This window comes from Paraburkholderia dilworthii (genome assembly GCF_000472525.1).
Classification (GTDB): Bacteria; Pseudomonadota; Gammaproteobacteria; order Burkholderiales; family Burkholderiaceae; genus Paraburkholderia; species Paraburkholderia dilworthii.
The window spans coordinates 16,778-43,031 of sequence record NZ_AWZT01000039.1; the positions used below are offsets into that span (position 1 = coordinate 16,778).

The 26,254-nt window shown below is 63.6% G+C and carries 28 protein-coding genes; 6 read left to right on the top strand and 22 right to left on the bottom strand.

All coding sequences use genetic code 11. The features are described from left to right. Positions 1–63 precede the first annotated feature (63 nt). Positions 64–1,176, bottom strand: coding sequence for an ABC transporter substrate-binding protein (locus F759_RS0126520; RefSeq protein ID WP_027802517.1), 1,113 nt, complete (start codon positions 1,174–1,176; stop codon positions 64–66). Positions 1,177–1,339: 163 nt separating this feature from the next. Further along, positions 1,340–2,104, bottom strand: coding sequence for a glycerophosphodiester phosphodiesterase (gene ugpQ, locus F759_RS0126525; protein WP_027802518.1), 765 nt, complete (start codon positions 2,102–2,104; stop codon positions 1,340–1,342). 315 nt (positions 2,105–2,419) lie between these two features. Between ugpQ and F759_RS0126530 the strand changes: the two genes are divergently transcribed. Beyond that, entirely contained in the window at positions 2,420–3,190 is a 771-nt protein-coding gene (locus tag F759_RS0126530; RefSeq protein ID WP_027802519.1) for a DeoR/GlpR family DNA-binding transcription regulator, read from the top strand. A 31-nt stretch (positions 3,191–3,221) separates the two neighbouring features. Here F759_RS0126530 and F759_RS0126535 read toward each other — a convergent pair whose 3' ends face one another. After that, positions 3,222–4,889 (bottom strand): Na/Pi cotransporter family protein, encoded by a 1,668-nt coding sequence (locus F759_RS0126535; protein ID WP_027802520.1) that lies wholly within the window; start codon positions 4,887–4,889, stop codon positions 3,222–3,224. 208 nt (positions 4,890–5,097) lie between these two features. Between F759_RS0126535 and F759_RS0126540 the strand changes: the two genes are divergently transcribed. Then, a complete protein-coding gene (locus tag F759_RS0126540) occupies positions 5,098–5,781 on the top strand; it encodes a histidinol-phosphatase (RefSeq protein WP_027802521.1) in 684 nt (227 codons plus the stop codon). A 189-nt stretch (positions 5,782–5,970) separates the two neighbouring features. Here F759_RS0126540 and F759_RS42380 read toward each other — a convergent pair whose 3' ends face one another. From F759_RS42380 to F759_RS0126560, 4 genes are all read right to left on the bottom strand, one after another. Next, positions 5,971–6,237, bottom strand: coding sequence for a hypothetical protein (locus F759_RS42380; RefSeq protein WP_027802522.1), 267 nt, complete (start codon positions 6,235–6,237; stop codon positions 5,971–5,973). Continuing rightward, the gene (lipA, locus tag F759_RS0126550) at positions 6,238–7,245 is read right to left on the bottom strand and encodes a lipoyl synthase (RefSeq protein ID WP_027802523.1); all 1,008 of its coding nucleotides are present in this window, start codon (positions 7,243–7,245) and stop codon (positions 6,238–6,240) included. A gap of 13 nt (positions 7,246–7,258) precedes the next feature. Further along, entirely contained in the window at positions 7,259–7,984 is a 726-nt protein-coding gene (lipB, locus tag F759_RS0126555) for a lipoyl(octanoyl) transferase LipB (RefSeq protein ID WP_027802524.1), read from the bottom strand. A gap of 74 nt (positions 7,985–8,058) precedes the next feature. Then, positions 8,059–8,385, bottom strand: coding sequence for a DUF2917 domain-containing protein (locus F759_RS0126560; protein ID WP_027802525.1), 327 nt, complete (start codon positions 8,383–8,385; stop codon positions 8,059–8,061). Positions 8,386–8,483: 98 nt separating this feature from the next. Here F759_RS0126560 and F759_RS0126565 point away from each other — a divergent pair, with 98 nt between their 5' ends. Next, positions 8,484–9,461, top strand: a complete 978-nt coding sequence (locus F759_RS0126565) for a transcriptional regulator GcvA (RefSeq protein WP_027802526.1) — start codon at positions 8,484–8,486, stop codon at positions 9,459–9,461. Between the two features lie 19 nt (positions 9,462–9,480). Here F759_RS0126565 and F759_RS0126570 read toward each other — a convergent pair whose 3' ends face one another. The 10 genes from F759_RS0126570 to F759_RS0126620 form a co-directional block, all read right to left on the bottom strand. Next, the gene (locus F759_RS0126570; RefSeq protein ID WP_020067087.1) at positions 9,481–9,750 is read right to left on the bottom strand and encodes an HP0495 family protein; all 270 of its coding nucleotides are present in this window, start codon (positions 9,748–9,750) and stop codon (positions 9,481–9,483) included. 49 nt (positions 9,751–9,799) lie between these two features. Next, positions 9,800–10,705, bottom strand: coding sequence for a D-amino acid aminotransferase (locus tag F759_RS0126575; RefSeq protein WP_027802527.1), 906 nt, complete (start codon positions 10,703–10,705; stop codon positions 9,800–9,802). Positions 10,706–10,718: 13 nt separating this feature from the next. Next, positions 10,719–11,948, bottom strand: a complete 1,230-nt coding sequence (locus tag F759_RS0126580) for a D-alanyl-D-alanine carboxypeptidase family protein (protein WP_027802528.1) — start codon at positions 11,946–11,948, stop codon at positions 10,719–10,721. A 334-nt stretch (positions 11,949–12,282) separates the two neighbouring features. Continuing rightward, positions 12,283–12,927 carry an alpha/beta hydrolase gene (locus F759_RS0126585; RefSeq protein ID WP_027802529.1) on the bottom strand — a complete coding sequence of 215 codons (645 nt, stop codon included), beginning with the start codon at positions 12,925–12,927 and terminating at the stop codon, positions 12,283–12,285. 8 nt (positions 12,928–12,935) lie between these two features. Beyond that, positions 12,936–13,259 carry a (2Fe-2S) ferredoxin domain-containing protein gene (locus tag F759_RS0126590; protein ID WP_013337877.1) on the bottom strand — a complete coding sequence of 108 codons (324 nt, stop codon included), beginning with the start codon at positions 13,257–13,259 and terminating at the stop codon, positions 12,936–12,938. A gap of 310 nt (positions 13,260–13,569) precedes the next feature. Then, positions 13,570–14,727 carry a VanZ family protein gene (locus F759_RS0126600; RefSeq protein WP_027802531.1) on the bottom strand — a complete coding sequence of 386 codons (1,158 nt, stop codon included), beginning with the start codon at positions 14,725–14,727 and terminating at the stop codon, positions 13,570–13,572. Between the two features lie 31 nt (positions 14,728–14,758). Next, complete coding sequence (locus F759_RS0126605; RefSeq protein ID WP_027802532.1) at positions 14,759–15,400, bottom strand: ABC-type transport auxiliary lipoprotein family protein; 642 nt, start codon at positions 15,398–15,400, stop codon at positions 14,759–14,761. A gap of 30 nt (positions 15,401–15,430) precedes the next feature. After that, positions 15,431–16,393 (bottom strand): MlaD family protein, encoded by a 963-nt coding sequence (locus F759_RS0126610; protein ID WP_027802533.1) that lies wholly within the window; start codon positions 16,391–16,393, stop codon positions 15,431–15,433. Positions 16,394–16,418: 25 nt separating this feature from the next. After that, on the bottom strand, positions 16,419–17,297 hold the full coding sequence (locus F759_RS0126615; protein WP_027802534.1) for an ABC transporter ATP-binding protein: 879 nt from the start codon (positions 17,295–17,297) through the stop codon (positions 16,419–16,421). Continuing rightward, on the bottom strand, positions 17,294–18,427 hold the full coding sequence (locus tag F759_RS0126620; RefSeq protein WP_027802535.1) for an MlaE family ABC transporter permease: 1,134 nt from the start codon (positions 18,425–18,427) through the stop codon (positions 17,294–17,296). The genes F759_RS0126615 and F759_RS0126620 overlap by 4 nt, the downstream gene beginning before the upstream one ends. A gap of 106 nt (positions 18,428–18,533) precedes the next feature. Here F759_RS0126620 and F759_RS0126625 point away from each other — a divergent pair, with 106 nt between their 5' ends. From F759_RS0126625 to F759_RS0126635, 3 genes are all read left to right on the top strand, one after another. Further along, positions 18,534–19,451 carry a biotin--[acetyl-CoA-carboxylase] ligase gene (locus tag F759_RS0126625; RefSeq protein WP_027802536.1) on the top strand — a complete coding sequence of 306 codons (918 nt, stop codon included), beginning with the start codon at positions 18,534–18,536 and terminating at the stop codon, positions 19,449–19,451. Next, entirely contained in the window at positions 19,448–20,290 is an 843-nt protein-coding gene (locus tag F759_RS0126630; RefSeq protein WP_027802537.1) for a type III pantothenate kinase, read from the top strand. Before F759_RS0126625 ends, F759_RS0126630 begins: the two co-directional genes overlap by 4 nt. 117 nt (positions 20,291–20,407) lie before the next feature. After that, positions 20,408–20,647: a hypothetical protein gene (locus tag F759_RS0126635; protein ID WP_027802538.1), complete on the top strand. Its 240-nt coding sequence runs from the start codon at positions 20,408–20,410 to the stop codon at positions 20,645–20,647. A gap of 176 nt (positions 20,648–20,823) precedes the next feature. On the opposite strand, the gene rfaE2 is transcribed toward F759_RS0126635, so the two are convergent. The 5 genes from rfaE2 to F759_RS0126670 all read right to left on the bottom strand — a co-directional run bounded on the left by rfaE2 (position 20,824) and on the right by F759_RS0126670 (position 26,179). Continuing rightward, positions 20,824–21,306 (bottom strand): D-glycero-beta-D-manno-heptose 1-phosphate adenylyltransferase, encoded by a 483-nt coding sequence (rfaE2, locus tag F759_RS0126645; RefSeq protein ID WP_027802539.1) that lies wholly within the window; start codon positions 21,304–21,306, stop codon positions 20,824–20,826. Positions 21,307–21,547: 241 nt separating this feature from the next. After that, on the bottom strand, positions 21,548–22,420 hold the full coding sequence (locus F759_RS0126655; protein WP_006048129.1) for a ferritin family protein: 873 nt from the start codon (positions 22,418–22,420) through the stop codon (positions 21,548–21,550). Positions 22,421–23,011: 591 nt separating this feature from the next. Next, on the bottom strand, positions 23,012–23,869 hold the full coding sequence (locus tag F759_RS0126660) for a PhaM family polyhydroxyalkanoate granule multifunctional regulatory protein (RefSeq protein ID WP_027802541.1): 858 nt from the start codon (positions 23,867–23,869) through the stop codon (positions 23,012–23,014). A 119-nt stretch (positions 23,870–23,988) separates the two neighbouring features. Beyond that, positions 23,989–24,840 (bottom strand): enoyl-CoA hydratase/isomerase family protein, encoded by an 852-nt coding sequence (locus tag F759_RS0126665; protein ID WP_027802542.1) that lies wholly within the window; start codon positions 24,838–24,840, stop codon positions 23,989–23,991. A gap of 37 nt (positions 24,841–24,877) precedes the next feature. Then, on the bottom strand, positions 24,878–26,179 hold the full coding sequence (locus F759_RS0126670) for an ABC transporter substrate-binding protein (RefSeq protein WP_027802543.1): 1,302 nt from the start codon (positions 26,177–26,179) through the stop codon (positions 24,878–24,880). Positions 26,180–26,254: the final 75 nt, after the last annotated feature.

Sequence of the window (26,254 nt, forward strand, 5' to 3'; positions counted from 1 at the left end):
GCCGCGTGCGCCGTCCGTCGGGCAACGGCGCACGTGACCTGGCGCGAGGCGTTGAGACCGCGCTTACTTGACGTTCGCGCCGACCGTTTCGTCCCAGTGCTTCGTGATGGTTTCCTTGTACGCGTCCTGTTGCGAGAGCGTCGGAAACACCACGTTCTTATACGACGACGGCGGCGGCAGCTTGTCGAGCAGCGCCTGTGGCACCTTCTTCGCGGCCACCAGTTCGTTGTAGCGCATCGGATGGCAATAGCCGGTCAGCCAGCCGATCTGCCCTTCGTCGGAATAGAGATACTCCATCCACAGCTTGGCTGCGTTCGGATGCGGCGCGTAAGCGCTGATCGCCTGGACATAGACGCCAGCGACCACGCCCGTTTTTGGAATCACTACCTGAACCTTCGGGTTGCCTTTCAGCGTGTCGCGATCGGCGAGTGCGTTGTAATCCCAACGAACGACAATCGGCGTCGTGCCCTGCGCAAGCGATGCGGCCTTGCCGATCACCGGCACGAAGTTGCCGCTCCTGTTGAGGTCGGCGAAGAACTTAAGGCCGGCTTTGTCGGCCTTGCTCGCGTCGCCCTTGCTTTGCGACAGACCCGCTGCGTAGACCGCCTGGATCGCCTGATTCGCCGAGCGCGGGTCGCCCGCGAGTGACACTGCATTCTTGTACTCGGACTTGAGCAGGTCGCTCCAATCGGACGGTGCCTTGTCGATCATGTCGGCGTTCACTTCGAACGCGAGCACGCCGTAGTAGTCGCCGTACCAGTAGCCGTCGGCGTCCTTCGACTCTTTCGGAATCGAGTTCCACGTCGAGACCTTGTACGGCTGCAGCAGCCCTTCGGCCTTCGCGCTCGGACCGAACGACAGGCCCACGTCGATCACGTCGGGCGCTTGCGGACCCTTGTTGCCCTTGTTCGCCTTGATCGCTTCGACTTCATCGCCGGAGCCTGCATCTGGATTTAGCTCGTTGATCTTGATGCCGTACTTCTTCTGGAAACCCGCGACGAGTTGCCCGTAGTTGCACCAGTCGTGCGGCAACGCGATCACGGTGAGCTGGCCTTCCTGCTTCGCGGCGGCGATCAATGTGTCGAGCGGCGCGGCGCAAGCGCTGCTCGCGCCTGCGGCGGCGACGCCCGCAGCGGCCGACATCGAAAGTATGCGAGCTAACACGGTGCGGTTCATAGTTTTCCCCATCCTCTGCCGAAGTTGCTACGTTTGGAAAATTTCTAGTTCGACTCCAAGGGCGCGACAGATCCGCCTTTGCATCCGCCTTTGCGTGCGCCTTTGCATCCGCCTTCGCGTGCCTGCTTGCGCGCCCGCGCCATGCCGCAGGCGGCGTCGCGGCTCAAAGCATGTCGTGCTGCAGCTTATCGATTCGATCTGTACAAATCATGTCGACGCCCCACTGCGCTAGCAGTCGCGCGCGCGCCGGATCGTTCACTGTATAGGCGAGCACGTGCAGTCCGGCCGCGCGAATTTCGGCGACGAGCGGCTCGGTCAGATATCGGTGGCTCGCATGCAAGGACACGCAGTCCAGTTCGCGCACGATGCGCAGCCAGTCCGCGGGCACTTCCTCGAACAGCATGCCACGCCGCAATGAAGGCGCCGCGTCGCGCGCAGCCGCGAGCGCGTCGAATGAAAACGATGACACCAGCGGCGGCGTTTGCCCTTCCCACAGCTTGAGCGCGCCGCTTGCGACAAGGCGGCCGGTGATCTCTTCGCGGCCAGGACAGGGCTTGATTTCGATGTTCGCCGCAATGCCGGCGCGCGCACAACGCGCGGCCGCATCGGCAAGCGTCGGCAGGCGAGTGCCTGCGAATTGCGGCCCGTACCAGGCGCCGGCGTCCAGTTGAGCGAGTTGCGCCCAAAGATGGACAGCGGCCGCGCCGTAGCCGTTAGTGGTGCGCTCCAGCGTGTCGTCGTGCAGCAGGAAAAGTTCGTTATCGGCGGAAAGCTTGGCGTCGAACTCAACCATGCGGTAGCCGTGGCGCACGCAGGCGTCGAAGCCCGCTAGCGTGTTCTCCGGCGCAAGGGTGCCGCCGCAACGATGCGCGACAAGCGACGGATACGGCCAGTTCGCAGGTGATGCACGATCGATCCCGTTTGCCACGTCCCGTCACCTTTCACCCTGAATAGAGCGGAGAGCGCATTGGATCTGCGCCAACGCATGCGGTCTTGTCAAAAAGCGCCAGGCAAATGCGCGAAAGCACAGATCAAACTTTCGCTTCGAACATTCGATATTGAATAGTACGGCGCTTCGATTTGCGAAGGCTAAAGTCAAATACACAAACTTGCAAGCTGCCAAAAAAATACAACACGATGGGACTAAAGTAGTACGCTTGACATCGTCTGGACACACATTCGTGTCCACGATGTCGTCGTTAAGACACGTTGTGCGAGCGCCTTCGCATCCAAGGGAAAATGCATGTGGCAGGAAGACCGTCATCAGAGAATACGCGCGTTGCTGTCCACGCTGCATCGGGTGTCGACCGAACGGATCATGGCCGACCTGGGCGTGTCGCGCGAAACGGTGCGGCGCGATCTGCTCGATCTGGAAGCGCTCGGTGAATTGCGGCGCGTGCACGGCGGCGCGATCAGGCCCGCCGACGAAGCGCCGATTGCCGAGCGCGCGCACATGCGCGTCAAATCCAAGACGGCGATTGCAAAGGCGGCGACCGGGTTGATCGCGAGCGGCCAGACGCTGTTCATCGACGCGGGCACCACGACCGCAGCACTCGCCGAAGAGCTCGCGAAACTCGCCAACCTGACCATCGTCACGAATTCGATTGACGTTGCGTTGAAACTGCGCGGCGCGGCCGAACAGGCGGATGCGGGTAACGAAGTGATTCTGCTCGGCGGCACGATCAGCGACCGCGCGATGGCGACCACCGGCGCCACCACCGTGCTCGACATCCAACGCTATCGAGCGGACCTCGCGCTGCTGTCGCCGGTCGGCGTCGACCACCGGCACGGCGCGACGAATTACGACCACGCCGAAACCGAAGTGGCGCGCGCGATGGTCGCGAATGCGGACCGTGTCGTGATCCTCGCTGACTACAGCAAGATTGGCCAGCGCAGCCGGATTTCGTATTGCCCGGTCGAGCGGATCGACGTGCTCGTCACCAACAAGAAGGCCGCCGACGCCGCCGATTTCACCGCGCTGAAAAAGAAGCTGGAAGAAGTGGTACTGGCTTGAAGCGCCGCGTTGCGCTGAGCAATGCGGCCGCTCATTCCTTCACATGCATCGTATCGAGCGCGCGCTTGCGCAAACGCGTGTCATGCAACGCGCCCGCGGCGTCGAGTACCGGATAAGCCGTCGAGCAGAACAGCGAATTGAGCCGCTTCATGTCGCTGATCAGATCCAGGTGCAATGCGCTCGTTTCGATGCTGCGCAAAGTCTGCCCGGCGAGCCGGTCCAGATGCCGGTACGAATAGGCGCGCTCCAGATCGCGGAAACGCTCCTTTTCGGCGAGGAGAAGTTCGGCGCAGCGCAGATCGTTGTTCAGGAATACCGACAGGCCAAGCTGCAAATTGCTGACGAGCCGCGTCTGCAGATCGTCCAGTTCGCCGAGTCCTTCTTCTGAAAACGACAGGCGGTGAGCGATTTTCTTTTCCTCGATATCCCCGACGATCCGCTCGATGATGTCGCCCGCGTGCTCGAGGTTGATCGTCAGCGAAATGATGTCGGTCCAGCGGCGGCTGTCCGCTTCGTCCAGCTGCTCGCGCGAAATCAGCGTGAGGTAGTTCTTGACCGCGGCGTACAGTCCGTCGACGTCGTCGTCCATGCGGATCGTTTCGCGCGCCTTGTCCAAATGATTGTGATGAATCAGCTCGGCGACGTTGTCGAGCATCGCGCGCACGATATCGCCGATGCGCAGTACTTCGCGCGCGGCATTCGCGAGCGCGAGCGTCGGCGTGGACAGCGCAGCCGCGTCGAGATGCAGCGGCCGCAATTCGCCATTCGGCATCGGCCGGTCGGGCAACACGCGCATGCAGATGCGCGCGACCGGATCGATCAGCGACAGACACGCGCAGCACCGCAGCGCGTTGTAAATCAGGTGGAAGCCCACCGTGGCTTCGCGCGGATTGGCGATCAGCACCGGCAGTCCGCGCGCGAGCAGCGACGCAAACGGCAGGATCAGCAACGCGCCAGCCAGCTTGAACGCGAAGCTGCCCAACGCGAGGCGCCGCGCCGCCGAGTTTTGCGCCACCGTACCGAGCAACGCGAGCAGGCCGCTGCCGAGATTCGCGCCGATCACGAGGCACAGCGCCACCTTCAACGAAATGACGCCCGACGAAGCCAGCGTGGCCGTGAGCAACACGGCCGCGAGGCTCGAGTACGACAGCACCGCGAAGGCCGCGCCGACCAGCGCGTCGAGCATCGTGTCGCCTGTCAATGCGCCGAACATCACGCGCACGCCCGCGCCTTGCATCATCGGCTGCGCGGCCTCCACGATCAGATGCAGCGCAAGCAGGATCAGACCAAGACCAATCAGCGTCCGGCCGATCTGGCCCACGCGCGTTTGCTTGCGCGACAGGAAGAGCGGCACGCCGAACAGGACAAGAATCGGCGACAACCAGGATAGATCGAGTGTGAGAACCCGTGCCATCAGCGCCGTACCGACGTCGGCGCCGAGCATGATGGCAAGCCCGCTGGTAAGCGGCAGGAGCCCTTGCGCCGCGAACGATGTAACGATCACCGCGGTGGCGTTGCTGCTTTGCACGAGGCTGGTTACGCCGACTCCCGACAGAAACGCGCGCCAGCGGCTGCGTGTGCTGCGCCCGAGCACGCTGCGCAAGTCTGCGCCGAGTACGCGCAGGATGCCGGTGCGAACGATATGCGAGCCCCAGACAAGCAGTGCCACGCCGGCGAGAAGGTTAAGGAGAATCAACATAAGGCACTGCTCTTATTCTCTGCTGCCATGACCCGAACCGTATGCCGCGCGTACGACACCCGGGGCGTATATGACAGTAGTGTTGCATATTTTTGCCTTATTGTAATTTTGTGCTTTTAAATATACGCTCGCGCAACGATCAGAATCGCCGCGTGGCCGTCTGTGCCGCTCATGTGGCGCTTCGACCACCTGATGACGAGGACAACGGATGAGCCGCAATCTCGCGCTGTTCGACTTGGACCACACGTTGCTGCCGCTCGACAGCGACCAGGCATGGGCTCACTTTATCGCCGGACTCGGAATAGAAGGCGCGGCGCGCCATGCGCAGGACATCGACGAGTATTACCGGCAATACGTGGCCGGTACGCTCGACATGATGGCCTATCTCGACTACACGCTCGCGCCGCTCGCGCGCCATTCGCGCGAACAGCTCGACGCATGGCATGCGCAATTCATGCAGGAAGTCATCACGCCGGCCATCCTGCCGGCTGCGCGCGAACTCGTGCAGCGTCATATCGAGGCGGGGGACCTGTGCTGCATCGTCACCGCGACGAATGTGTTCGTGACCGCACCGATCGGCAAGGCGCTCGGCTTTGAGCATCTTCTTGGAATCGAACTCGGCACGGAAGGCGGTGATCCGCTCGCGCGTTTTACGGGCACGTCGGTGGGCATTCCGACGTTCCGCGAAGGCAAGATCGCGCGCACGGAGAGTTGGCTCGCGTCGCTTGGTCACCGGTTGCAGGACTTTGGGCAAAGCTGGTTTTATAGCGATTCGATCAACGACGTTCCCCTGCTCGAACGCGTCACGCATCCGGTCGCGACGAACCCCGACGCCCGACTGCGTGCGATCGCGAACGAGCGAGGCTGGCCGGTCATCGAACTGTTTGCGTGACACACGCGGTGGTGTGCGACCACAGGCACGCTCGTAGCCGAGGTTATCGCGGCCGCGATGCGAAACACGAAGGGATGTTGATGTGGCCGCAAGTGGCCGTGACAGCGAGGGTAGCGGCCTCGTTTGCCAAGTCCAGTTATTCGCTCACCTAACTAAGTCCAGCTTGATCAGATATATTTTTTCTAAAGCTTACCGGAGATCCAGATCCAAAATCTCATCGCCTACGCCATCGAAAATCAGGCTATGCGTGAGCGCTTCGTCGAACTCACCATTCCTTTTTCGATCGTCGGCGAAACGCTTGCATCTATCTGTATGCTGCTCGCGCGGTATCACCGCTAGCAGGCGCAAGCGCCTCGCCAGGGCGCTACCGTAGCGCTCTGGCGCTTGCTTGACGTGCAAAAAAACCCGCAGCATGTGCGGGTTTTTCTCAAACTGGCAGACCAGAGTACCGGACACTCAGACCACGCCTGCTCCATGCGCCTGCAAGTCGGCGTGGTAGCTCGAACGCACCATTGCGCCCACTGCTGCGTGCGTGAAGCCCATCTTGTATGCCTCTTCCTCATACATCTTGAACGTGTCCGGGTGCACGTAAGACCGCACCGGCAGGTGATGTTCCGAAGGTTGGAGATACTGGCCGATGGTAAGCATGTCCACATCGTGCTCGCGCAGATCGCGCATGACCTGCAAGATCTCTTCTTCCGTTTCGCCGAGGCCGACCATCAGACCCGACTTGGTCGCGACATCCGGATGCAGCGCCTTGAAGTCCTTGAGCAACTTGAGCGAATGGGCGTAGTCCGAACCCGGACGCGCTTCCTTATAGAGACGCGGCACCGTTTCGAGGTTGTGGTTCATCACGTCAGGCGGCGCGGCGTTCAGAATGCCAAGCGCTCGGTCCAGACGGCCACGGAAATCCGGCGTCAGAATTTCGATGCGCGTGTCAGGCGACAATTCGCGTGTCTGACGGATACATTCCACGAAATGCGCTGCCCCGCCGTCGCGCAAATCATCGCGGTCCACGCTCGTGATCACCACGTATTTGAGCTTCAACGCGGCAATGGTGTGTGCGAGATTGGCCGGCTCTTCCGCGTCGAGCGGATCAGGGCGGCCGTGGCCCACGTCGCAGAACGGGCAGCGCCGCGTGCACTTGTCGCCCATGATCATGAACGTCGCGGTGCCCTTGCCGAAACATTCGCCGATGTTCGGACAGCTCGCTTCCTCACACACCGTATGCAAATTGTGTTCGCGCAGAATCTGCTTGATTTCGTAGAAGCGGGAGTTGCCGGTCGCCGCCTTGACGCGGATCCAGTCCGGCTTCTTCAGCTTTTCAATCGGAACGATCTTGATGGGAATGCGGGCGGTTTTAGCTTGCGCCTTCTGTTTCGCGGTGGCGTCATAGGCAGCGGCGGATGCCGGCACGCCTTCAGGCGCGGAAGGAGTTGCGAGGTTCGCGGTAACGTCAGTCATTCGTTCGGTCCAGTCAGGCGGTGAGCGCACCGGCCTGCGGTTGGGCGACGGCCGCGGGATTGCCGTCGAGGTTTGCGGTGAGGCGTGCTGCAAGGGTGCGGGCCACGTCGTCCCAGCCGGCCATAACGCCGAGCGTTGCCATGTCGACTGTTTCGAGCCCCGCATAGCCGCAAGGGTTAATGGCCAGAAACGGCCTTAAATCCATCTTCACATTGAGGCTGACGCCGTGATAGCTACAGCCGTTACGGATCTTCAGGCCCAGTGCGGCAATCTTCGCACCGGCATGCAATCCGGCTTGCGGGCCCGGCGCGACGTAAATACCGGGCGCGCCGGCCTTGCGTTCTCCGGCGAGATTATACGCCGCAAGGGTGTCGATCACGGCCTGCTCGATCCGAGTGACCATTTCCCGCACCATCAGCTTGCGGCGCCTCAGATCGAGCAGCAGATATGCAACCACCTGCCCGGGACCGTGATACGTGATCTGCCCACCCCGGTCGACTTTCACCAGAGGAATAGCGCTGTCCGCGGCCAGCAGATGTGCCGGATCGCCGGCCTGGCCAAGCGTGAATACAGGTGGGTGTTCGACCAGCCAGATTTCGTCGGGAGTATCGGCGGTGCGCGCGTCGGTGAATGCGCGCATCGCCACGAAACTGGCTTCGTAGAGTTCGCTGCCGCGCCAGCGCAGCATGAGCGGCGCCGCAGCAGGCAATCGAGATAGGGCAACCGGAGGAACGGACATGATCCCGGCAGTTTACCGAAATCTGGCAATCCCCGTCGGACGCCGCCGCGTGCGGCGCACCGTGGCGCCCGCCATCAAACGGTGCGCCAGCCGCCGCGCACCCACGCCGCCAAACGTTCGCCGACTCGCGCGACCCAGTTCAGCGCGCGTTCGTCGCAACGCGTCGGCACGGAAAACGCGACAGTCGCGCGGGGCGTGCCCTCGGCGCTGATCCACAGCCGTTCGCCGCGCCGCAATCTCAGCGTGTGGCCGGGTTGCAGCCAGTAGTCTTCGGTATCGTCGCTGCGCGTGACCCAGACCGCGCCGCCACGCACCACCAGCTTCGTGCTGCGGGCGACCTTCAGGGGAAGCGTTTCGCCGCTGTGAATTTCATACGCGATGCTAGAGGAAACTTCTCGCATAATGCCCTCGCCAAAAGTCGTTTCATGGCTACAATCGTAGACGTAGCAAGGGGTTACGCAAAACGATCAATTTTCACCTCTATGTGAGAAATACTACGATGGAGCTGCGCCACCTGCCGCCGTTGAATGCGATCAAGGCGTTTGAAGCCGCCGCCCGCCACGAGAGCTTTTCGCGCGCCGCCGACGAACTCTTCGTCACTCACGGCGCGGTGAGCCACCAGATCCGGGCGCTGGAGGCCGAACTCGGCGTGTCGCTGTTCGCCCGCGACGGCAAGCGCGTGCGGCTCACCGAAACCGGCCGGCGCTACGCCAACCACGTGCGCTCCGCGCTCACGGCGCTGTCCGACGCCACGCGCGATCTCCGTGCCGGCGACCGCGAGCGGCGGCTGGTGGTGTCCATGCTGTCGTCGTTCGCGGCGCGCTGGGTGACGCCGCGCATCGGCAGCTTTATCGAGGCACATCCGCAATGGGACCTCGAACTGCTCTCCACGAACGCACTGACGGACTTCGCGCGTGACGACGTCGACGTGGCAATCCGTTTCGGCTACGGCAAATATGCGGGGCTGCACTCCGAGCTATTGCTTGAAGAAATCTTCTTCCCAGCGTGCGCGCCGCATTTCAACGGCGGCAACCTGCCGGCAACGCCGGCCGAACTGGCGAAACTTCCGCTACTGCGTTCCGACGACGAACTATGGCGCCCGTGGTTCGACGCCGCAGGCCTCACGGACTGGCCAGAGCCGAAGCGCGGCGTGCTGTATCAGGATTCGTCGAATCTGTTGCAGGCGGCAATCGACGGCCAGGGAATCGCGCTCACACGCCGCTCGCTAGCAATGCACGAAATCGCGGCCGGCCGCCTCGTGCGGCTATTCGACGTGGACGGGCCGAGCCCTTGGCAGTACTACTTCATCTGTCCGCCGCAAATGCTGGAGACAGCGCGGGTGAAGGCGTTCCGTGACTGGGTATTCGGGGAGGTGGGGCGATTCAAGCTGCTTTTCGATCAGGCTTGCGAGACGAGGCCCGCGGCAAATGCGGGAAGCGCGGCCCGGGCGGCGGGCGCATTGCGCGCCGCGCCGTGATGTGCTGTGACGTGAAGCTTTACAGCACGACTTTGACCATCGGATGCCCGGTGAGCGCGCGGTAAATATCGTCGAGCTGTTCGCGGCTGGTGGCGCGCACCGTCACCGTCAATCCAGTGTAGTTGCCGCCGCTGGACGGGCGCGTTTCGACACGCGAGGCGTCCACTTCGCTGTCGAACTGCCGGACCACCGTGACGATCGTCTCGGTGAACTCGGGGTGCGACTTGCCCATGATCTTGATCGGGAAATCGCAGGGATATTCAATGAGTGATTCGTTCGCCGGATTCATTCCTTGCTCCTTGCTGCGCCGCTTAGGCACCTTACGCCTGTTGTGCCCGTTATGCCTCTTGTCCCTTGGCTCGCTGATACGCCGCATACAGTGCCGCAAACACCGCGCCTGGCTTGCCGGCGCCGACCGGCGCGCCGTCCAGTTGCGTGACGGGCAACACTTCCTTGGTCGCGGAACTAAGAATGATCTCATCGGCCGAGCGTACGTCTGCTTCGGCGATTTCACGCACGTCCAGACGGATGCCGCATTCGGCCGCCAGTTCTTCGATCAGCCCGTAGCGAATGCCTTCGAGAATCTTGTGGCTGCGCGGCGGCGCGATCAGCACGCCGTCTTTCACGACCCACACATTCGACGACGAACCTTCAGTCAGCACGCCATCACGAAACTGGATGGTCTCGAACGCGCCGTTTTCCGCAGCGTATTGCGCCATCAACACATTGCCGAGCAGCGACACTGACTTGATGTCGCAATTGAGCCAGCGGCGATCTTCCGCGCTCACGCAGCGCACGCCCTCTGCGCGCTGCGCGGCGTTCGGCAGATGGAGCGGCGTGACCATCACGAACACCGTCGGCTCGATGCCAGCCGGAAACGCGTGGCCGCGTTTTGCGACGCCGCGCGTGACCTGGATATACGCGATCGCGTCCTGATCGGCGGCGAGGCCGGCCTCGGCTTCATTCGCCACGACGACGCGCTCGATCAGCGCGCGCCAGCCGGCGTTGTCGAACGGATTCGCAATGCCGATCTTCTGGAGCGAGCGCGCGAGGCGCGCGAGATGGTGTTCAAAGCGGAAAGCCGTGCGGCCGCCCGCGTGCGCGTACAGCGGCGCCACTTCGTAAATGCCGTCGCCGAAAATAAAGCCGCGGTCGAGCACCGGCACGCGCGCTTCGGACAAAGGCACTACTTCGCCGTTCAGATAAACGATCGGCTCGAGCGAAACGTCAGGAAGAGCGGTCATAAGGATCGGGTGCTTACTTTTTCTTGTTGAACATGAGCATCAGCGAATCCCAAACGCGGCCGACCACGCCCGCTTGCGGCACGGCCTGCAATGCGACCACCGGGAATTGCGCGAGCACCTTGCCGTCCGCGACCAGCTTCGCAGTACCGACCTGCTGACCGTTCGCGATCGGTGCGATCAGCGGATCCATCTGCTCGATCTGCGGCTTCACCTTGTCGGCCATGCCCTTCGGCACGGTGATGTACTGATCGCTCTTCACGCCGATCTGCACCGTGTCCTGCGCACCCTTGTAGACGCGCGGCGTGCCGACCACCTGGCTCGCCTTGTAGAGACGCACCGTGTCGTAAGCGGAGTAGCCGTAGTTCAGCATCTTCAGGCTGTCCTGCACGCGGTCGTGCTCCTTGGGCTCGCCCATCATCACCGAGACCAGACGGCGCGATGCGTCGGTTACACCTGGCAGCGAGCGTTTCGCGCTCGCGATCAGGCAATAGCCGGCGGCTTGGGTATGACCGGTCTTCAAACCGTCGACGGTCGGATCGATCCACAGCAGACGGTTGCGGTTCGGCTGCTTGATTTTGTTGTACGTGAAATCCTTGACCGAGAAGATGTTGTAGTAGTCGGGGAAGTCGCGGATCAGGCGCGCCGACAGTACCGCGAGATCGCCCGCAGTCGTGTAGTGCTGCGGGTCGGGCATGCCGTTCACGTCGGCGAAATGCGTGTGCTTCATGCCGAGGCGCTGCGCTTCGGTGTTCATCATGTTGACGAACTGCGCTTCACTGCCGCCCACCAGTTCGGCCAGCGCGATGGCGGCGTCGTTACCCGACTGCACGATCATGCCGTACACCAGATCGTGCACGGTCACAGGCTTGTTCGCCTCGACGAACATGCGTGATTCGTCGGTGCGCACGCGACGTACCGCTTCGCTCGGTGTGACGGTCTGGTCCATCGCGATCTTCTTCGTTTGCAGTGCTTCGAAGACCAGATACGCGGTCATCAGCTTGGTGAGCGATGCCGGTTCCACGCGCTCATCGGGATTGCCCGACGCGAGGACCTGATTGCTGGTCGCGTCGACGAGCACCCACGAGCGTGCGTTCACCACTGGCGGCGGCACTTGCGCGAACGCCGTGCTGGCCGCGAGCGTGGCGGGCAACACGACGCCGAGCGTAATTGCGCGGCTTAGCGTGGGGGAAACAAAGGATGCAACAGAGGAGGAAGACGTGCGGCCGAAGGTGGAAAAACGCATAGGGTCGGTATGTGCAGAAAGATACAACGCGCGCTGGGCGCAGAGTTTGGAAGAGCCGGTCGGCGAGCGACTGGCCGTAACGACTAAACGTAACGGCATGAGCGCCCATTGGACTTCCGGCCACGCGATCGGTTCGCGCAGCACACTCGTAGCCGGCACCGCTGCGCGCGTGAAAAGAAGCCACGCGTCGCGCGAACTGCCGGACAGGCCGTGCTGCGCCCAAAAAAGAGCGCTCATTATACGCGCGCTATTCTTCGAACTTCGCGCAATAGCCGGCGATTAGTGACGCGTTTGTGCGTACCTGTACCCCGGAAAACGCGCGCGGCCGGGCTAATCACCGCCACGCGTCGACGATGATCCGCTTCAGGATATGCAGCTTGCGATGCAGAAAATGCTCGGCGCCCGGAATCACTACGACCGGCAATTCCTGCGGCCGCGCCCAGTCGTAAACGGATTGAATGGGAACGGTGTCGTCGGTCTCGCCGTGAATCACCAGCGTATTTTCCGGCACGGGTGCCACTTCCCAGCGGCTCGCCGCAGTGCCGACGAACACCATGCGCTCGATCTCCTGACCTTCTTCGCGCAGCCTGGCGGCCACATGCGACAGCACGAACGTACCGAACGAGAAGCCTGCCAGCACGAGTGGCAGACGGGCGTGCCCCGGCTCCCCGCGCATGTGATCGAGCACCGCGCGCAAATCGTCGCGCTCGCCGATGCCCGCGTCATGCTCGCCTTGCGTTTCGCCGACTCCTCGAAAATTCGAGCGATACGTCACGTAGTTCAACTGGACCAGAGTGCGCGCGAGCGTCTGCGCGACCTTGTTGTCCATCGAGCCGCCGAATAGCGGATGCGGATGCGCGACGAGCGCAATGCCGCGCGGCGCGGCGCCGTTTTCGCGCGCCTCGTCGGGCAGATCCAGCGCGATCTCGATCTTGCCAACCGGGCCGTCGATCAGATACTTCTTCGTGTGTACGTTCATGGCAGCACTTATTGATCGATTTTCAGACGCTCGACAATCTTGCCGTTCGCGAGATGGGAGTCGACGATTTCGTCGATGTCGCTCTCGTCGACATACGTGTACCAGACGCCTTCCGGATAGACGACGAGCGCCGGGCCCAACTCGCAGCGGTCCAGACAACCCGCCTTGTTGATACGCACCTGGCCGGGGCCGGCGAGGCCGAGCTTCTTCACGCGCTTTTTCGCGTGTTCCTGCATTGCCTGCGCGTTGCAGTTCGCGCAACTCGGACGCTCCGCGCCTGGTTCACGCTGATTGAGGCAGAAGAAGACGTGGTACTTGTAGAAGGAGTCCATGATGTGCGCAGAGTGAGGCTGTCAGAAGGGCAATAGTGCAGCAGAAGGCGGTCGGGCGCAGCGGCGCGCGGGTTTTTGCGGACCGTGGCGGGCCTCGGTAGCGGACGGCCGGTAGCGGACGATTATAGCGAGCAGGGGCCAAGATCGCTGACGCGGCAAGCGCGTGTGCCGTGTTCGATGTCCAGCGTCGCGCGTTCGCCGTTCCCCATTCGACGCTGCCTGCTCAGCCTTGCCCGTTCGACGTTGCGTGCGCAGCGGCGATCCGGCCGGATCGTCCGCGCATCGCATCTCGCCTGTTCGGATCCGAACCTCACGCGCGCCTCGTGCGCCGCCTGAGCCACGCCCGTTCGACGACAAACGCGAGCCACACGAGCGCTGCGTACGGCCACACCCACGCGAGCCAGCGCGCGAGGCCATTGAAGTGGAGATACCGCCCTTGCCGCCAGTCGGCCAGCACGACGTCGAAATACGGATTCACCGGCAAAAGGTTGACGAACACCAGCGTGACAACTAGCGCAGCCGCCGCCAGCGCAGCGCGCGAGCTCCGCGGCAAACGCAGTGCGAACAGCCCGAGCGTTGCGCCGCAGCCGAGGCCCGCGAGTGCGCCGGGAGTCGCCCAGTCGAAAGCGAGGCCGGATTGCGATTGAAGGAACGTCGCCCCCGCCTTCACACCCAAAGCCACGACGATAAACAGCAACAACAGCCGCACCCGCGGCGCATGACGGCGCACCGACAACGACGCGAGCGCAAGCGCGGCAAACAGATTGAGCGTGGTGATGAGGGCTTCCCAGGCATCATCAGGCAGCCAGGCGGCGACCCATGCCGGCCATGCGCCGACGTGCCAGCCGACCGGCGTCCATGCGAAAAGCGCATCTTGCGTCGTGGAGTCGAAACGCGTCCACAGCGCGCGTGGCCAGTTGCCGAGCCCGAACAGACGCGGCGACGGATACATCGTGGCGAACGGCCACGCTGCGACGAGACATGCAAGCGCCGCGCTGTCGCGCTCGAACCACATGAGCCGCAAGCGCCGCAGCAACCCGCGGTCGAGCAGCGCGCCAGTGGCCGGCGACATGATCGCCGCACCAAGCAGCGCACCGAGCGCATTGGCCGCGAGATCGAGGTTGGACGCAACGCGCGTAGGCAGATATGTTTGCACGGCTTCCATGACACCCGACAGCAGCCCGCCCAGCAGAAAAGCCAGCGCGACCGCGAGCGGCCCGCGCCAGCGCGGATAAAGCGCGAGCACCATCAACCCGCCGAACGGCATATAGCCCAACACATTCGTGACGACATCGAAAGCCGTCAGGTACTGGGGCATCGGATCGAACAGAAAGGCGAACGGCCCGAGGCCGAGCGAACGCCAGCCCGAAAACGGGTACCACGAACCGTAGACGATCAGCGCGGTGTAGAGCAGCAGTGCTTGCCGCGAAAGCACCGAGGGGCGGCGCAGCCACGATCTTTCGCTCATGCAGCGCTCCGTTGCGTGCGCTGCGCGCCGGTCATTGCGCGGCGACCAGCGCCTGCACGCCGAGCCAGGCGCCGATTTGCGCGACGAGTTCGTCGCTGGCGGTGGCGAGCGCCTGCGCGCCGCCGGCGGCGTCGGCCGTACTGGACGGCGCGCGCGAGATGAAGGTGCGCTGGCCGAGCACCTTGCCGTTGTGCGTCAGCGTGGCGCGCGCAGTCACGGCTGCATGGCTTTGCGACTGGCTGTCGAAGACCTGCTCGAACTCGCTCAAGTCGACCTTCAGCACCGGCGCGGCGACGCCGTCGGCGCCTGTGAGCACCGTGCCGCGCGAACTGAGCGCGCCGCGCAGACGCTGCGTGAGCAACTGCGAAGGCGGCATCGTCCAGTGGCTGTTCGCGTAGGCGGCCATCTGCTGCGCGTCGGCATAGCTGAGCCGGTACACGAGCTTGTCGGACTGGAGCACTTCCGGCGCGCTCACGTCGAGCACCTTCACTGCCGATTGCGTGCCTGCGGACGAAGCAGGCTTCGGCGGGCCGAAGTCGTAGCGGATATCCGCAAGCGCGGCCGGCGTACTGCTGCAGCCGGCGGCGAGCAGACTGACCGCGACGAGCGCCGCGCAAGCCGCGCCCGTACGCGCGGCACGCGAGGTCAACAAGCGGTGAATGGAGCGTGACATGACAATCTTCCTTTCTTCAAACCTTCAGATTCATTTTGCGGCGCGCGCGGCGGGCCACGTAAAGCCAGCCTCGCCGGGCCCCGGCGCCGCGGCCGGCGCGCCGAACAGCACGCTGCGCGGACTGGTGCTGAACGTATCGGCCGCGCGATCCACCGAGCGCGCGGCGGAACGGACGTCTTCAGCAAGCGAATTGACGCGCGGCAGCGTGTCGTAACCCACTCGCGCCGACAGATCCTGCAACGAGCCGTTCATTGCAGTGAGCGCATCGCCCGCTTGCTGCGCCGCCGTGCCGACCTTGTTCAGATTGGTCTCGAACGGACCGTCCGCGCGATTCAGGCTCGTGATCAACTGATTGGTCGACGCAAGCGTGGTATCGAGCTTGTCCATCGTTGCGGGCAGCTTGCCGGCAACCGGCGCCATCTGCTGCGTGAGCGTCGCGACGCCGTCCGCAGCTTTCTGGATGCTGGCCGCGGTGCCGTGCAACTGATCGACCATTTCTTGCGACAACAGATTGTCGACGTCGTCCGTGACCTTTTCGAGTTTTCGCAGCAGCACGTCGCCACGCTGCTGCAATTGATCGAGCAAGCCCGGACGCATCGGCAACTGTGCAACCTGTTTCGCCGACGAAGGCAGCGGCGACGGATTGCGCCCTGTGTCGTCGAGCTGGATAAACGCAATGCCCGTCACGCCCTGGAAGCCGAGACTGCCGAACGTGGAGTGCGTAATCGGCGCGTGCGTGTCGACGAGAATGCGGATCAGGATCTGCCCCGGATGATCGCGGTCGAATTTGATCGACTGCACCTTGCCGACGTCGAGCCCGCGATAGCGCACGGCTGCATCGGTAAAAAGGCCCGTTACGTTGGTGCGCGCAATCAGATCGTACGGCACACGCACGGCCCGGTCGACATTGAACAAAAAAGCCGCCGTTGCGATTGCGGCCAGCAGGACTATCGTGAAGAGCCCAGCCCAGAACGCATGTGATTTGTTTTCCATTACCAGGTTCCCTAGTTTCCCTGATTCACAGCGGCAACTCGGACGATGCCGGTTCGAGGGCCGCGCGCGGCAGCTTTGCGCGCCGCTCGGGCGGCAGCGCCTGCAACGCGCGGCGTCCGCGCAAGCCGAGAAAATATTCGCGGACGAAAGGATGATCCACGCCCGCTGCTTCTTCGACCGGCGCGGCGACCAGCACCTTACGGTCCGCCAGCACGGCCACGCGCGTGGAGAGCGCGACCATCGTGTCGAGATCGTGCGTGACCATCACCACGGTCAGCCCCAGTGCGCGATGCAGCGCCGAAATGAGCTCAACGAACTCGTCGGACGCCTGCGGATCGAGGCCGGCCGTCGGCTCGTCGAGAAACAGCAGTTCGGGTTCGAGCGCGATCGCGCGTGCAATGCCCACGCGCTTGATCATCCCACCTGAGAGCGCCGACGGCATCTTGGACGCGTGCTTGCACGGCAGCCCGACCATCTCCAGTTTCAGCATCACGATATCGCGCAGCAGGTCTTCGGGCACCTTGCCGAGTTCGCGCACCGGCTGCGCGACGTTGTCGAACACCGACAGCGACGAAAACAGCGCGCCGCGCTGAAACAACATGCCGGAACGGCTGCGCATCAGCAGCGCGGTTTCCGGCGAAATGGTCGCGAGGTCTTCGCCGAACAGCTTGATGGTGCCCGACGACGGCCGCTCCAACCCGAGAATCTGCCGCACTAGCGTGGTCTTACCCGAACCCGAGCCGCCGACGATCGACATGATCTCGCCGCGCCGCACGTCCAGATTCAAATGCTGATGCACGATGTTGCGACCGTAGCGCTTCGTCACGTCGATGACTTCGATCACCGGCTCGGCAATCGAAGGCATCGGCTGGCCGCGCACGGCCTGAGTGAGCGGCGCAATCATCCGAGCCCCACGTTCTGGAACAGAATCGCGAATACGGCGTCCGCGAGAATCACGATCGTAATCGACGTGACCACCGAGGTCGTCGTGCCTTCGCCGAGACTTTGCGAATTCGATTTGATACGAAACCCGAAATGACAGGCGACGATGGCGATCAGCATGCCGAACGCGACGCCCTTGCCGAGACCGATCCACAGATTCGCGACCGGCACGACGCCGGGCAACGCGCGCGCAAAGTAGCTCATGTCGATGCCGAGCACGATCTTCGCGGCGAGCGCGCCGCCCGTCAGCGCGATGATGTTGGTCCACATGACGAGCAGCGGCATCGCCACGCCGAGCGCGACGACGCGCGGCAGGATCAGCCGCAAGCCGTGCGGAATGCCCATCACGCGCATGGCGTCGAGTTCCTCGGTCACGCGCATCACGCCGATTTGCGCGGTGATCGCCGAACCGGAGCGGCCCGCCACCAGAATCGCCGAAAGCACCGGCCCGAGTTCGCGGATCACCGAGAGTCCGAGAATGTTCACGATGTACTGATTCGCGCCGAATAACCGCAATTGCTGGGCGGACAGATAGCTCAGCACGATGCCGATCAGAAACGCGACCAGCGCGGTGATCGGCAACGCTTTGGTGCCGGCGTTGTAGATATTCGCGGAGATTTCAGTCCACGGCGTGATGGCCGGCTTGCGCGCGATCGCCAGCAGGTCGAGCACGACGCGTCCGAGCATCGCCACGCCGCCGTACAGGTGCTCGAAAAACGAAAAGAGCGCGAGGCCGAGCCGTGTGAACGGATCGAATCTGACGACCGGCTCGGCCGTCTCGCGGACGGTGTCGAGCAACGCGATGCGCTCGAAAATATCGCGCTGGGTGTCGGTGAGCTCGGTGTCGGGCGGCATTCTGTGGCCCCAGACGCGCCACAGCGCCTGGCCGCCCACATGATCCATCCGGTCGATACGCGACAGATCCCACTGGCCGATGCCTTCGGCGCCCTCCAGCGAGCGCAATTGCGGGATCACGTGTCCGGTTGCACGATCGCGCGCGAGCGCGAGCGCCGTCCACTGGCCCGAGAGCCGGACGATCTTGCCTTGGCTGCCGGCCGCGACTTCAAGGCCGGGCGGGGTGTCGTAGTTCAAGGATCGCTGCAATCTGGTTATCGGATTAGCGGCCATTGTATCCAGGGCGCAGCGGATCAGCCGTGCTGGCGGGCTCGCCGGGTTCGCTGTCGCTACAATATGGGACATGAACGCCTCCCGCACTCCGCCCCAAGGCCCGGCCGCTGCCGCGAACGCAGCTGACTGGCGCATCGACCGTGAACGCGCCGTCGCTCTTTTCGGCGCGCATGCGCATGACTGGCCGATCGAAATCGTCGAGGAAACCGGCTCGACCAACGCCGACCTCATGTCCCGCGTGAAGGCGCTGCCGCGTAAGGCCGGCGCGCTGCCGCGGCCGATCGTGCGGGTCGCCTACCTGCAAACCGCCGGGCGCGGCCGCCGCGGCCGTCCGTGGTATGCCGAGCCGGGTAATGCGCTGCTGTTTTCGGTGGCCTGTGTGCTGCCGCGTCCGCTGGAAGGATTGGCGGGATTGAGCCTCGCGGTGGGCGTCGCGCTCGTCGACGGATTGCGCTCGCTGCCTGTTAGCGGGCCCGGCCAGATTGCGCTGAAGTGGCCGAACGACGTATTGCTCGAAGGCGACAAGCTGGCGGGCATCCTCATCGAAACGGCGTGGAGCACGGACGACGCGAGCGCTGTCGTGATCGGCATCGGCACCAACGTGAAGGGCGCCGACGAACTCGCCGCGAAAATCGGCGCGCTGAACGCCAACGCGTCGCCGCAGGCGCGCGGCACGCTGCCGACCGCACTGCAACGCGCGCTGCCCAACGCCAATCTCACCGATACGCTCGCGGCCGAACTCAACGCGCTCGAGCCCGCGTTGCAGCGCTTCGGCGCGGAAGGATTCGCGCCGTTCCAGGCGCGCTGGAACGCAATGCATGCCTACGCAGGTCGCGAGGTCGTGCTGCTCGAACAGGGCCAGGAAATTACGCGCGGCGTCGCTGCGGGCGTCGACGAGCGAGGCCAGTTGTTACTCGACACCGCCGCGGGCCGGGAGAGCATCGCGACCGGCGACGTGTCGCTGCGCCTCGCCGACGGTGCTGCATGACGAGCGAAGCGCCTCATCTTCTGATCGACGCCGGCAATAGCCGTGTCAAATGGGCGATGGTGAAGCCGGACGGCACGCACATCGCGGCCGGCGCGCTGGCACATGGCGGCGCCGATCAGACTCAGTGGGTCACTCATTCGGCGACTCAGTGGGCAAACTTGCCGCCGCCTCGCGGCGCATGGCTATCGAATGTCGCCGGCGATGCGGTAGCGGCGCGCATCGCCGCGATGGTCGACGCGCAATGGCCGCATCTGCCGCTCACGACGATCCGCGCGTGCGAGCGCCAATGCGGCGTGACGAACAGCTATAGGACGCCGTATGCACTCGGCAGCGACCGCTGGGCCGGCATGATCGGCGCACACGCGGCGTTTCCCGGCGAGCATCTGCTGATCGCGACCTTCGGGACCGCGACCACGCTGGAGGCATTGCGCGCGGACGGCTGCTTCGTCGGCGGACTTATCGCGCCAGGCTGGACGTTGATGATGCGCTCGCTCGGCGAGCACACGGCGCAATTGCCGACGCTGGACGCAAATGCCGCACGCGGCCTCCTGGGAAGCGCCGCAGGTACACAGGACGCGCCCCCCCGCGGCCCGTTCTTCGCAACTGACACGCCGCGCTCGTTGTCCGCCGGGTGCACGTTGGCCCAGGCCGGTCTCGTCGAGCGGACATGGCGTGACTTGCAGGACGAATGGCAGGTGCCGGTGCGCCTCGTGGTCGGCGGCGGCGCGGCGGACGAAGTGGCGAGCGCGTTGAAAGTGCCGCATACTCGCCACGATTCACTGGTCTTGTCCGGGCTTGCGCTGATAGCCTCCGGGCGCGCTTCGGAACACCGCGTGTAAAGCACGGCCGAATGCGATGAGCCGAAGTTCATGGTCAAACGTCATGGCGGAGGTCATGGCCGAACGCCACGGCTGAACGACATCGGCGGCTCAACTTCTCGAAGGGAAAATAAAACGATGCTGCGCTGGCTGATCGCCATACTGTTTCTAGCCAACCTTCTGGCATTCGTCGTAGTGCGCGGCGTGTTCGGCCCGACGCCCACCGCGAGCGGACGCGAACCGAATCACATGAGCCGCCAAGTGCATCCTGACTGGCTGAAGGTGCGCCCTGTCACCGCGACCGAAGCTGCCGATCAGGCTGTTGTTGGCGCGGCGGCACCGGCCGCGCCAATCGCGGCGTCAGCGTTGCCGCAATAGAGCGGAAATCGAAGCAGACGATAGATGCGGCGCATTGCAGCGGCGCATGCGAATGGCGCAATGAAGGCGGCACATGAGAGCCGTGGACGCAGGCACAGCATCGAAACGATGCATCCAGGTATCGAACTGCGCGGATCAAGCCAGGCTGACGCAGCGCCGCGCTGGTGCGCTCACAGTTAGCCCTGCGTACGAACTTTTTTGAGCAGCGCCGTCGTCGAGCGGTCATGCTCGAACGGAATCGCCAACGCCTTGCCGCCCCAGCCTCGCACGATGGCCGACTCCGGCAACGCATCCATGTCATAGTCGCCACCCTTGACGAGCACGTCCGGACGCAGCGCCGAAATCAGTTCGACCGGCGTCTTTTCGCCAAAGCAAACCACGTAATCGACGCTCTCCAGCGCCGCGAGCAAAGCCATCCGGTCGGCTTCGTTGTTGATCGGACGGTCATCGCCCTTGCCGAGCATGCGCACCGACGCGTCGCTGTTCACGCCGACGATGAGGCAAGCGCCCTGCGCTTTCGCGTCCGCGAGATACGTCACATGCCCGCGATGCAGGATGTCGAACACGCCGTTCGTAAACACGACCGGCGCCTTCAGCGAAGGGCGCAGCGCAACGAGTACGTCGCGCGTAAGAATCTTGCGTTCGAAAATAGCAGCCATGAAGGACGTAGAAGAGAGAAAAATTGCCGTCGCGATACAGCGCGAGCAATGCGAGCAAAACGCTCAAACGAGACGATGAAGCTGAAGCAGACGATCAAGTACAAAGATCAACCGCAAAGATCAAGCAAAACGGTCCGGCAGACTTGCGCCTGCCGGACCGTTCTCAAGCGCCGAATCGGACCACGGCGCGAGCTTTGCGTCATGCCCTGAGCCGCGAATCGCAATTCGCGAGGCTCAATCGTCAAGCCGGCTGTTCGGCCGACTTCTGATCGGCTTGCAGCCGCGCCACCACTTCCTTGCGATAGCGGTTCAGTTCCTGTGCGGTGTTGAACGTGCGCTCGAACAGCAGCGACAGGTTGTGCAGAATGCGCTCGACCACCTTCTTTTCCCAACCGTCGTCGAAACGGATCTGCTCGTCGAGCCAGCGCTCGAGCCATTCCGGATCAGGCAAACGCGACTGGATCGTGTCGCGCGGGAACAGCGCCTGATTCACGTGCAGGTTCGTGGGATGCAACGGCTTTTCGGTGCGGCGCGCTGACGCCATCAGCACGCCGATCTTTGCAAAAGCGGCGCGCGCGATGTCGCCGGTTTGCACCATCGCTTTCTTCATGTAGCGCAGATACGCGCCGCCATGCCGCGCTTCGTCGCGCGAAATGGTTTCGTAGATGTGCTTGATGACCGGCTCGGTGTGCCATTCGGCAGCACGGCGATACCAGTGATTCAGGCGGATTTCGCCGCAGAAGTGCAGCATCAGCGTTTCGAGCGGCGGCGCCGGATCGAATTCGAAGCGCACAGCGTGCAGCTCTTCCTCAGTGGGGCACATTTCCGGCTTGAAGCGGCGCAGGTATTCCATCAGCACCAGCGAATGCTTCTGCTCTTCAAAGAACCACACGCTCATGAACGCGGAAAAATCGCTGTCGTGATGATTGTCACGCAGAAACATTTCCGTGGCGGGCAACGCCGACCATTCGGTGATCGCGTTCATCTTGATCGTCGCGGCTTGCTCGTCGGTCAATAGCGATGCATCGAACTTGTCCCAGGGAATGTCCTTCTCCATATCCCATCGAACGGATTCGAGCGATTTATAAAGTTCCGGATAAAGCATGGTGTTCATAGTCCCACCCCTGTTCTGCACATACTGTGTGTGTCTGTCATTACTACGTGTAGCACTCTTCCTGACGACGAACGAAGCGCGCGGGGTCTGCCCGAGTGCCGCGCCGTTCGCCGGCCAAGCCTTAAATTTTACGCGGTAACCGGGCGCCTGGATGCACGGGCAGCGAAGAAGCCCGGGCGCTTGCGCGAAGAGCGGCTAACGCAAAGTTGCACGCTCAAAGTTACGCGCTGCACGGCCAACCGTGGGTGAGGGATACCCTATGCCTGAGGTCGAGCCAGTTTGCGATGAAAACCGCACCGTCCAGCCCTGCGCCGGTGGTGCCGGCGGTGAATGGAGCAAGGGCGGCTGGATTGGTTGTTTTCAGCGCACGCCCAAAAGCCAAACAAAGTCCTTCCAATGATAGCACGCTGACTTCCTCAAACCCGCGCGATGACGGACGCAATTGCAGTGCCTGACTGACCTGTCTCAACGCATCGCGCGATCGGCGGAGTGTGGCTCGCGACGGGGTCAAAACGGTGACAGTCGGCGATTTTCTATTGTTGTCTGCCGCCGACAGTCGACTCGCCGCGCCGCTCGCTACTCACTGTCGCGTCATAGAGATTTTTTCGGCGGCTTCGAACCGCCGCTGGCCGTGCTCGTCGCCGGGTGCCTGGTCGTTGAGGGCGCACGCTTCGCCGCCGGGCGCTTCGCGGCAGTCCGGGCAGATCCAGCCGGTTCAGCCGACTTTGCAAATCCTGCAGCAGCTTCGTCAGCGGGCGATGGCCGCGGCACATCGGTCGCTCCGCCAACTGCCTCGCTCGCCTCGTCCGCAGGATCCTGCGTAGCGTCCGCTTGCGCGCCGCCGCTCGCATCCGCGCCCGCCGCGCCCGCCGTCGGCTGGGTCATCGCGAATTGGGCGATCTGGTTGAACTGCGATTGCAGCAGGTTCCACCATGCCGAAGCATCGAATGGCGGTGTCGCGGGCGCAGCTTCCTCGTCGCTCGATGAGTCGGCGGCAGTCGGGCTTTCGGTCGAAGCCGCCGGCTCCGGATGCGGCCAGCCGCTCGTCGGCGACGGGCTCGGCGCGGGCGCGGGCGACTCGGCCGCCGGCTGCCCCATCGACTGTTGCGCGAACGCGCCGAATGCGCGCAGCGTCGCGAGCGTCGCGCGCTGCACCTCGAGCGCCTGAATCGCGGACTGCAGCATGCTCAGGTTCAGCTTGAGCCATTGCTCGACTGCGCGCATGTCGGTGATGCGCTTGTCGAGCTCCTCGACGTTGGTGAGCGGCGCCATCATGTCGGACATCATCGATAGCGACGGTCCGAGGCCCGCGCCCGGCTGTGCGCCCCCCGGAAACGCAGAGCCGAACGGCGACAGGCGCATCATGCCCCACATGCGCTCGAGCATTTCGGCAGGCGGAAAACCAGGGAAGCCGGGAAACGGCGGTGTTGAGCCAGGTGTGTCGGTCATGCTTGTCGCCTCGCTGCATTAACGAAAAAAGCGCGGAAGGAAAACGCGAAAGAAAGAGCGCATGGAGCGCACCTGAATCCGATCATACCGCGCGGTGCGCCGACATCGCGCCGCATCCGTTACGGTGCGCGCCAAGGGTCCGCGCCGCCGAAATCAGGCGCACGCCGCTCGCGCAGCGAATTCACGCCTTCGCGCACGTCCGGCCCGGCGAATCCCATGAATTCCAACGCAAGCGACGTATCGAAAGCGGGCCCTGCCGAGCGCAGCCAGTTGTTCAACGCATACTTGGTCCAGCGGATCGCGGTTTGCGAACCGTGAGCCAGCTTTTGCGCGATTTCGAATGCCTTGGGCAACAAATCGTTTTCGTCGACCGCGAGCGACACGAGCCCGATGCGCTCCGCCTCCGCGCCGCTCACCGGCTCGCACAGCATGAGGTAATACTTGGCCTTCGCCATTCCGCACAGTAGCGGCCAGACAATTGCCGCGTGATCGCCGGCGGCCACGCCGAGCCGCGTATGACCGTCGATGATGCGCGCCGTCTTCGACGCAATCGAGATATCCGCCAGCAGACCAGCGACGAGACCCGCGCCGACGGCCGGCCCATGCATCGCCGAGACAATCGGCTTGCTGCAATTGATCACGTTGTAGACGAGGTCGCGCGCCTCGCGCCACACGCGCGCGCGAACGTCGAAGTCCGTTGCCATGTCCTCGACAAGTTGCAGATCCCCGCCCGCCGAAAAGCCCTTGCCCTCGCCGCGAATGATCGCGACGCGCGTATCCGGATCGCGGTCGATGTCGCGCCAGATTTCCGCGAGTTCGTAATGCATGCGCGCGTCAGCGGTGGCCAGCCCGCTTCTGTTCGCACCTTCGCCGCTCATCACCACCTCGAGCACGCCGTGCGGACGGCGATGCAACTTGAGCGACTGGTAATGCGCGTAAAACGCATCGTTGCTGTGAGGTTGCTGAGACATGGTGAGAGGTCCGTGTGTCCGTAAATCCGTGCGCCGTTCAACGCGGCTGATAAACCCACTTGCCGTTCTTGATTTCGACCATCACGCGCGCGCGCTGGTCGAGCCCGAGATGGTCCGCGGCGCTCATGTTGACGACGCCGTTGGTATCTGCGAGACCGCGCGTGGCTTCGAGCGCGTCGCGCAACGCACGGCGGAACTCCGGCGTGCCCGGCGCGGCCGTTTTCAACGCGATCGGCACGGCATGGTTGAGGAGCATGCCCGCGTCCCACGTGTATGAGCCGAATGCCGACACGCTGTTCGGTCCGCGCAGCGCTTCGAAGCGCGCGATGTAATCGAGCGCGAGGCGCTTCGCCGGATGATCCGCGGGCAATTGCGCCGCGACGAGCACGGGACTTGCCGGCAGAAACGTGCCGTTGCAATCGGCGCCGCACACGCGCAGGAAGTCGTTGTTGCCCACGCCGTGATTGTGATAGATCAGCCCTTTATAGCCGCGTTCCCTGAGCGTCTTCGGCGGTAGTGCGGCGGGCGTGCCGGCCGCGCCGACTACTACCGCATCGGGATGCGTCGCGAGGATCTTCAGCACCTGACCGGTCACGCTCGGATCAGTGCGATTGAAGCGCTCGCTCGCCACCATCTGCATGTGATGCAGTTGCGCGAACTTCGCGACTTCGGCGTAAAAGGTCTCGCCGAGCGCATCCGCCTGGCCGATGAACGCGACTGTTTTCACGCCGCGCGTGCTTGCGTGCTCGGCAATCGCCGAGGCCATCATCGCGTCGGTTTGCGGAGTCTTGAATACCCAATGGCGCTTGGCATCCACGGGCTCGATGATTTTCGCCGACGACGCGAGCGAGATCATCGGCGTGGTTCCGTCGGCGACCACGTCGATCATCGCGAGCGAATTCGGGGTGATGGATGAGCCAATGATCGCGTCGACGTGATTTTCGGAGATCAGCTTCTTGGTGTCCTGCACGGCCTGGGTCGTGTCCGATGCGTCGTCGAGCACGATGTATTCGACGCTCTGACCGCCGATCTGCTTCGGCAGCAACGTCGCCGTATCGCGCGCGGGGATGCCGAGCGACGCGGCGGGCCCCGTCAGCGAGAGCACCAGCCCGATCTTCACCTGAGCCAACGCAATCGAGGGTGACAGGCATGCAAGCGCCGCGCACAGCGCAGCGATGCGAGCCGCGGAGCGGGCGAGCCATTTCCCGTCGACTCGCCCTAGTCGCTCTCGCCGCTTGGCCCGCTTCAGTTGCCGCATCAGCACGCCCCACGTGCCTGCATGCAGAGCACGCGCGCAAGCGCTCGCCAATCCCGCGTCAAACGATCCAGCTCGCCGCATGGTGTCTCCTCACATGAGTTTTTCGTTCTGATATACCGCCTATGCCGCCGCGCCAGTCAGTGTAGCGGCGCACGG

Coding starts and splice junctions, on each gene's coding strand:
- rfaE2 (WP_027802539.1), bottom strand. CDS start 21,306: ATGGCTGCTATTTTCGAACGCAAGATTCTTACGCGCGACGTACTCGTT.
- F759_RS0126520 (WP_027802517.1), bottom strand. CDS start 1,176: ATGAACCGCACCGTGTTAGCTCGCATACTTTCGATGTCGGCCGCTGCG.
- F759_RS0126585 (WP_027802529.1), bottom strand. CDS start 12,927: ATGAACGTACACACGAAGAAGTATCTGATCGACGGCCCGGTTGGCAAG.
- F759_RS0126605 (WP_027802532.1), bottom strand. CDS start 15,400: ATGTCACGCTCCATTCACCGCTTGTTGACCTCGCGTGCCGCGCGTACG.
- F759_RS0126535 (WP_027802520.1), bottom strand. CDS start 4,889: ATGTTGATTCTCCTTAACCTTCTCGCCGGCGTGGCACTGCTTGTCTGG.
- F759_RS0126635 (WP_027802538.1), top strand. CDS start 20,408: ATGCTGCGCTGGCTGATCGCCATACTGTTTCTAGCCAACCTTCTGGCA.
- F759_RS0126630 (WP_027802537.1), top strand. CDS start 19,448: ATGACGAGCGAAGCGCCTCATCTTCTGATCGACGCCGGCAATAGCCGT.
- F759_RS0126540 (WP_027802521.1), top strand. CDS start 5,098: ATGAGCCGCAATCTCGCGCTGTTCGACTTGGACCACACGTTGCTGCCG.
- F759_RS0126660 (WP_027802541.1), bottom strand. CDS start 23,869: ATGACCGACACACCTGGCTCAACACCGCCGTTTCCCGGCTTCCCTGGT.
- F759_RS0126610 (WP_027802533.1), bottom strand. CDS start 16,393: ATGGAAAACAAATCACATGCGTTCTGGGCTGGGCTCTTCACGATAGTC.
- F759_RS0126570 (WP_020067087.1), bottom strand. CDS start 9,750: ATGAATCCGGCGAACGAATCACTCATTGAATATCCCTGCGATTTCCCG.
- F759_RS0126590 (WP_013337877.1), bottom strand. CDS start 13,259: ATGGACTCCTTCTACAAGTACCACGTCTTCTTCTGCCTCAATCAGCGT.
- F759_RS0126565 (WP_027802526.1), top strand. CDS start 8,484: ATGGAGCTGCGCCACCTGCCGCCGTTGAATGCGATCAAGGCGTTTGAA.
- lipA (WP_027802523.1), bottom strand. CDS start 7,245: ATGACTGACGTTACCGCGAACCTCGCAACTCCTTCCGCGCCTGAAGGC.
- F759_RS0126655 (WP_006048129.1), bottom strand. CDS start 22,420: ATGAACACCATGCTTTATCCGGAACTTTATAAATCGCTCGAATCCGTT.
- F759_RS0126665 (WP_027802542.1), bottom strand. CDS start 24,840: ATGTCTCAGCAACCTCACAGCAACGATGCGTTTTACGCGCATTACCAG.
- F759_RS0126530 (WP_027802519.1), top strand. CDS start 2,420: ATGTGGCAGGAAGACCGTCATCAGAGAATACGCGCGTTGCTGTCCACG.
- lipB (WP_027802524.1), bottom strand. CDS start 7,984: ATGTCCGTTCCTCCGGTTGCCCTATCTCGATTGCCTGCTGCGGCGCCG.
- F759_RS0126580 (WP_027802528.1), bottom strand. CDS start 11,948: ATGCGTTTTTCCACCTTCGGCCGCACGTCTTCCTCCTCTGTTGCATCC.
- F759_RS0126560 (WP_027802525.1), bottom strand. CDS start 8,385: ATGCGAGAAGTTTCCTCTAGCATCGCGTATGAAATTCACAGCGGCGAA.
- F759_RS0126615 (WP_027802534.1), bottom strand. CDS start 17,297: ATGATTGCGCCGCTCACTCAGGCCGTGCGCGGCCAGCCGATGCCTTCG.
- F759_RS0126670 (WP_027802543.1), bottom strand. CDS start 26,179: ATGCGGCGAGCTGGATCGTTTGACGCGGGATTGGCGAGCGCTTGCGCG.
- F759_RS0126600 (WP_027802531.1), bottom strand. CDS start 14,727: ATGAGCGAAAGATCGTGGCTGCGCCGCCCCTCGGTGCTTTCGCGGCAA.
- F759_RS0126575 (WP_027802527.1), bottom strand. CDS start 10,705: ATGACCGCTCTTCCTGACGTTTCGCTCGAGCCGATCGTTTATCTGAAC.
- F759_RS0126625 (WP_027802536.1), top strand. CDS start 18,534: ATGAACGCCTCCCGCACTCCGCCCCAAGGCCCGGCCGCTGCCGCGAAC.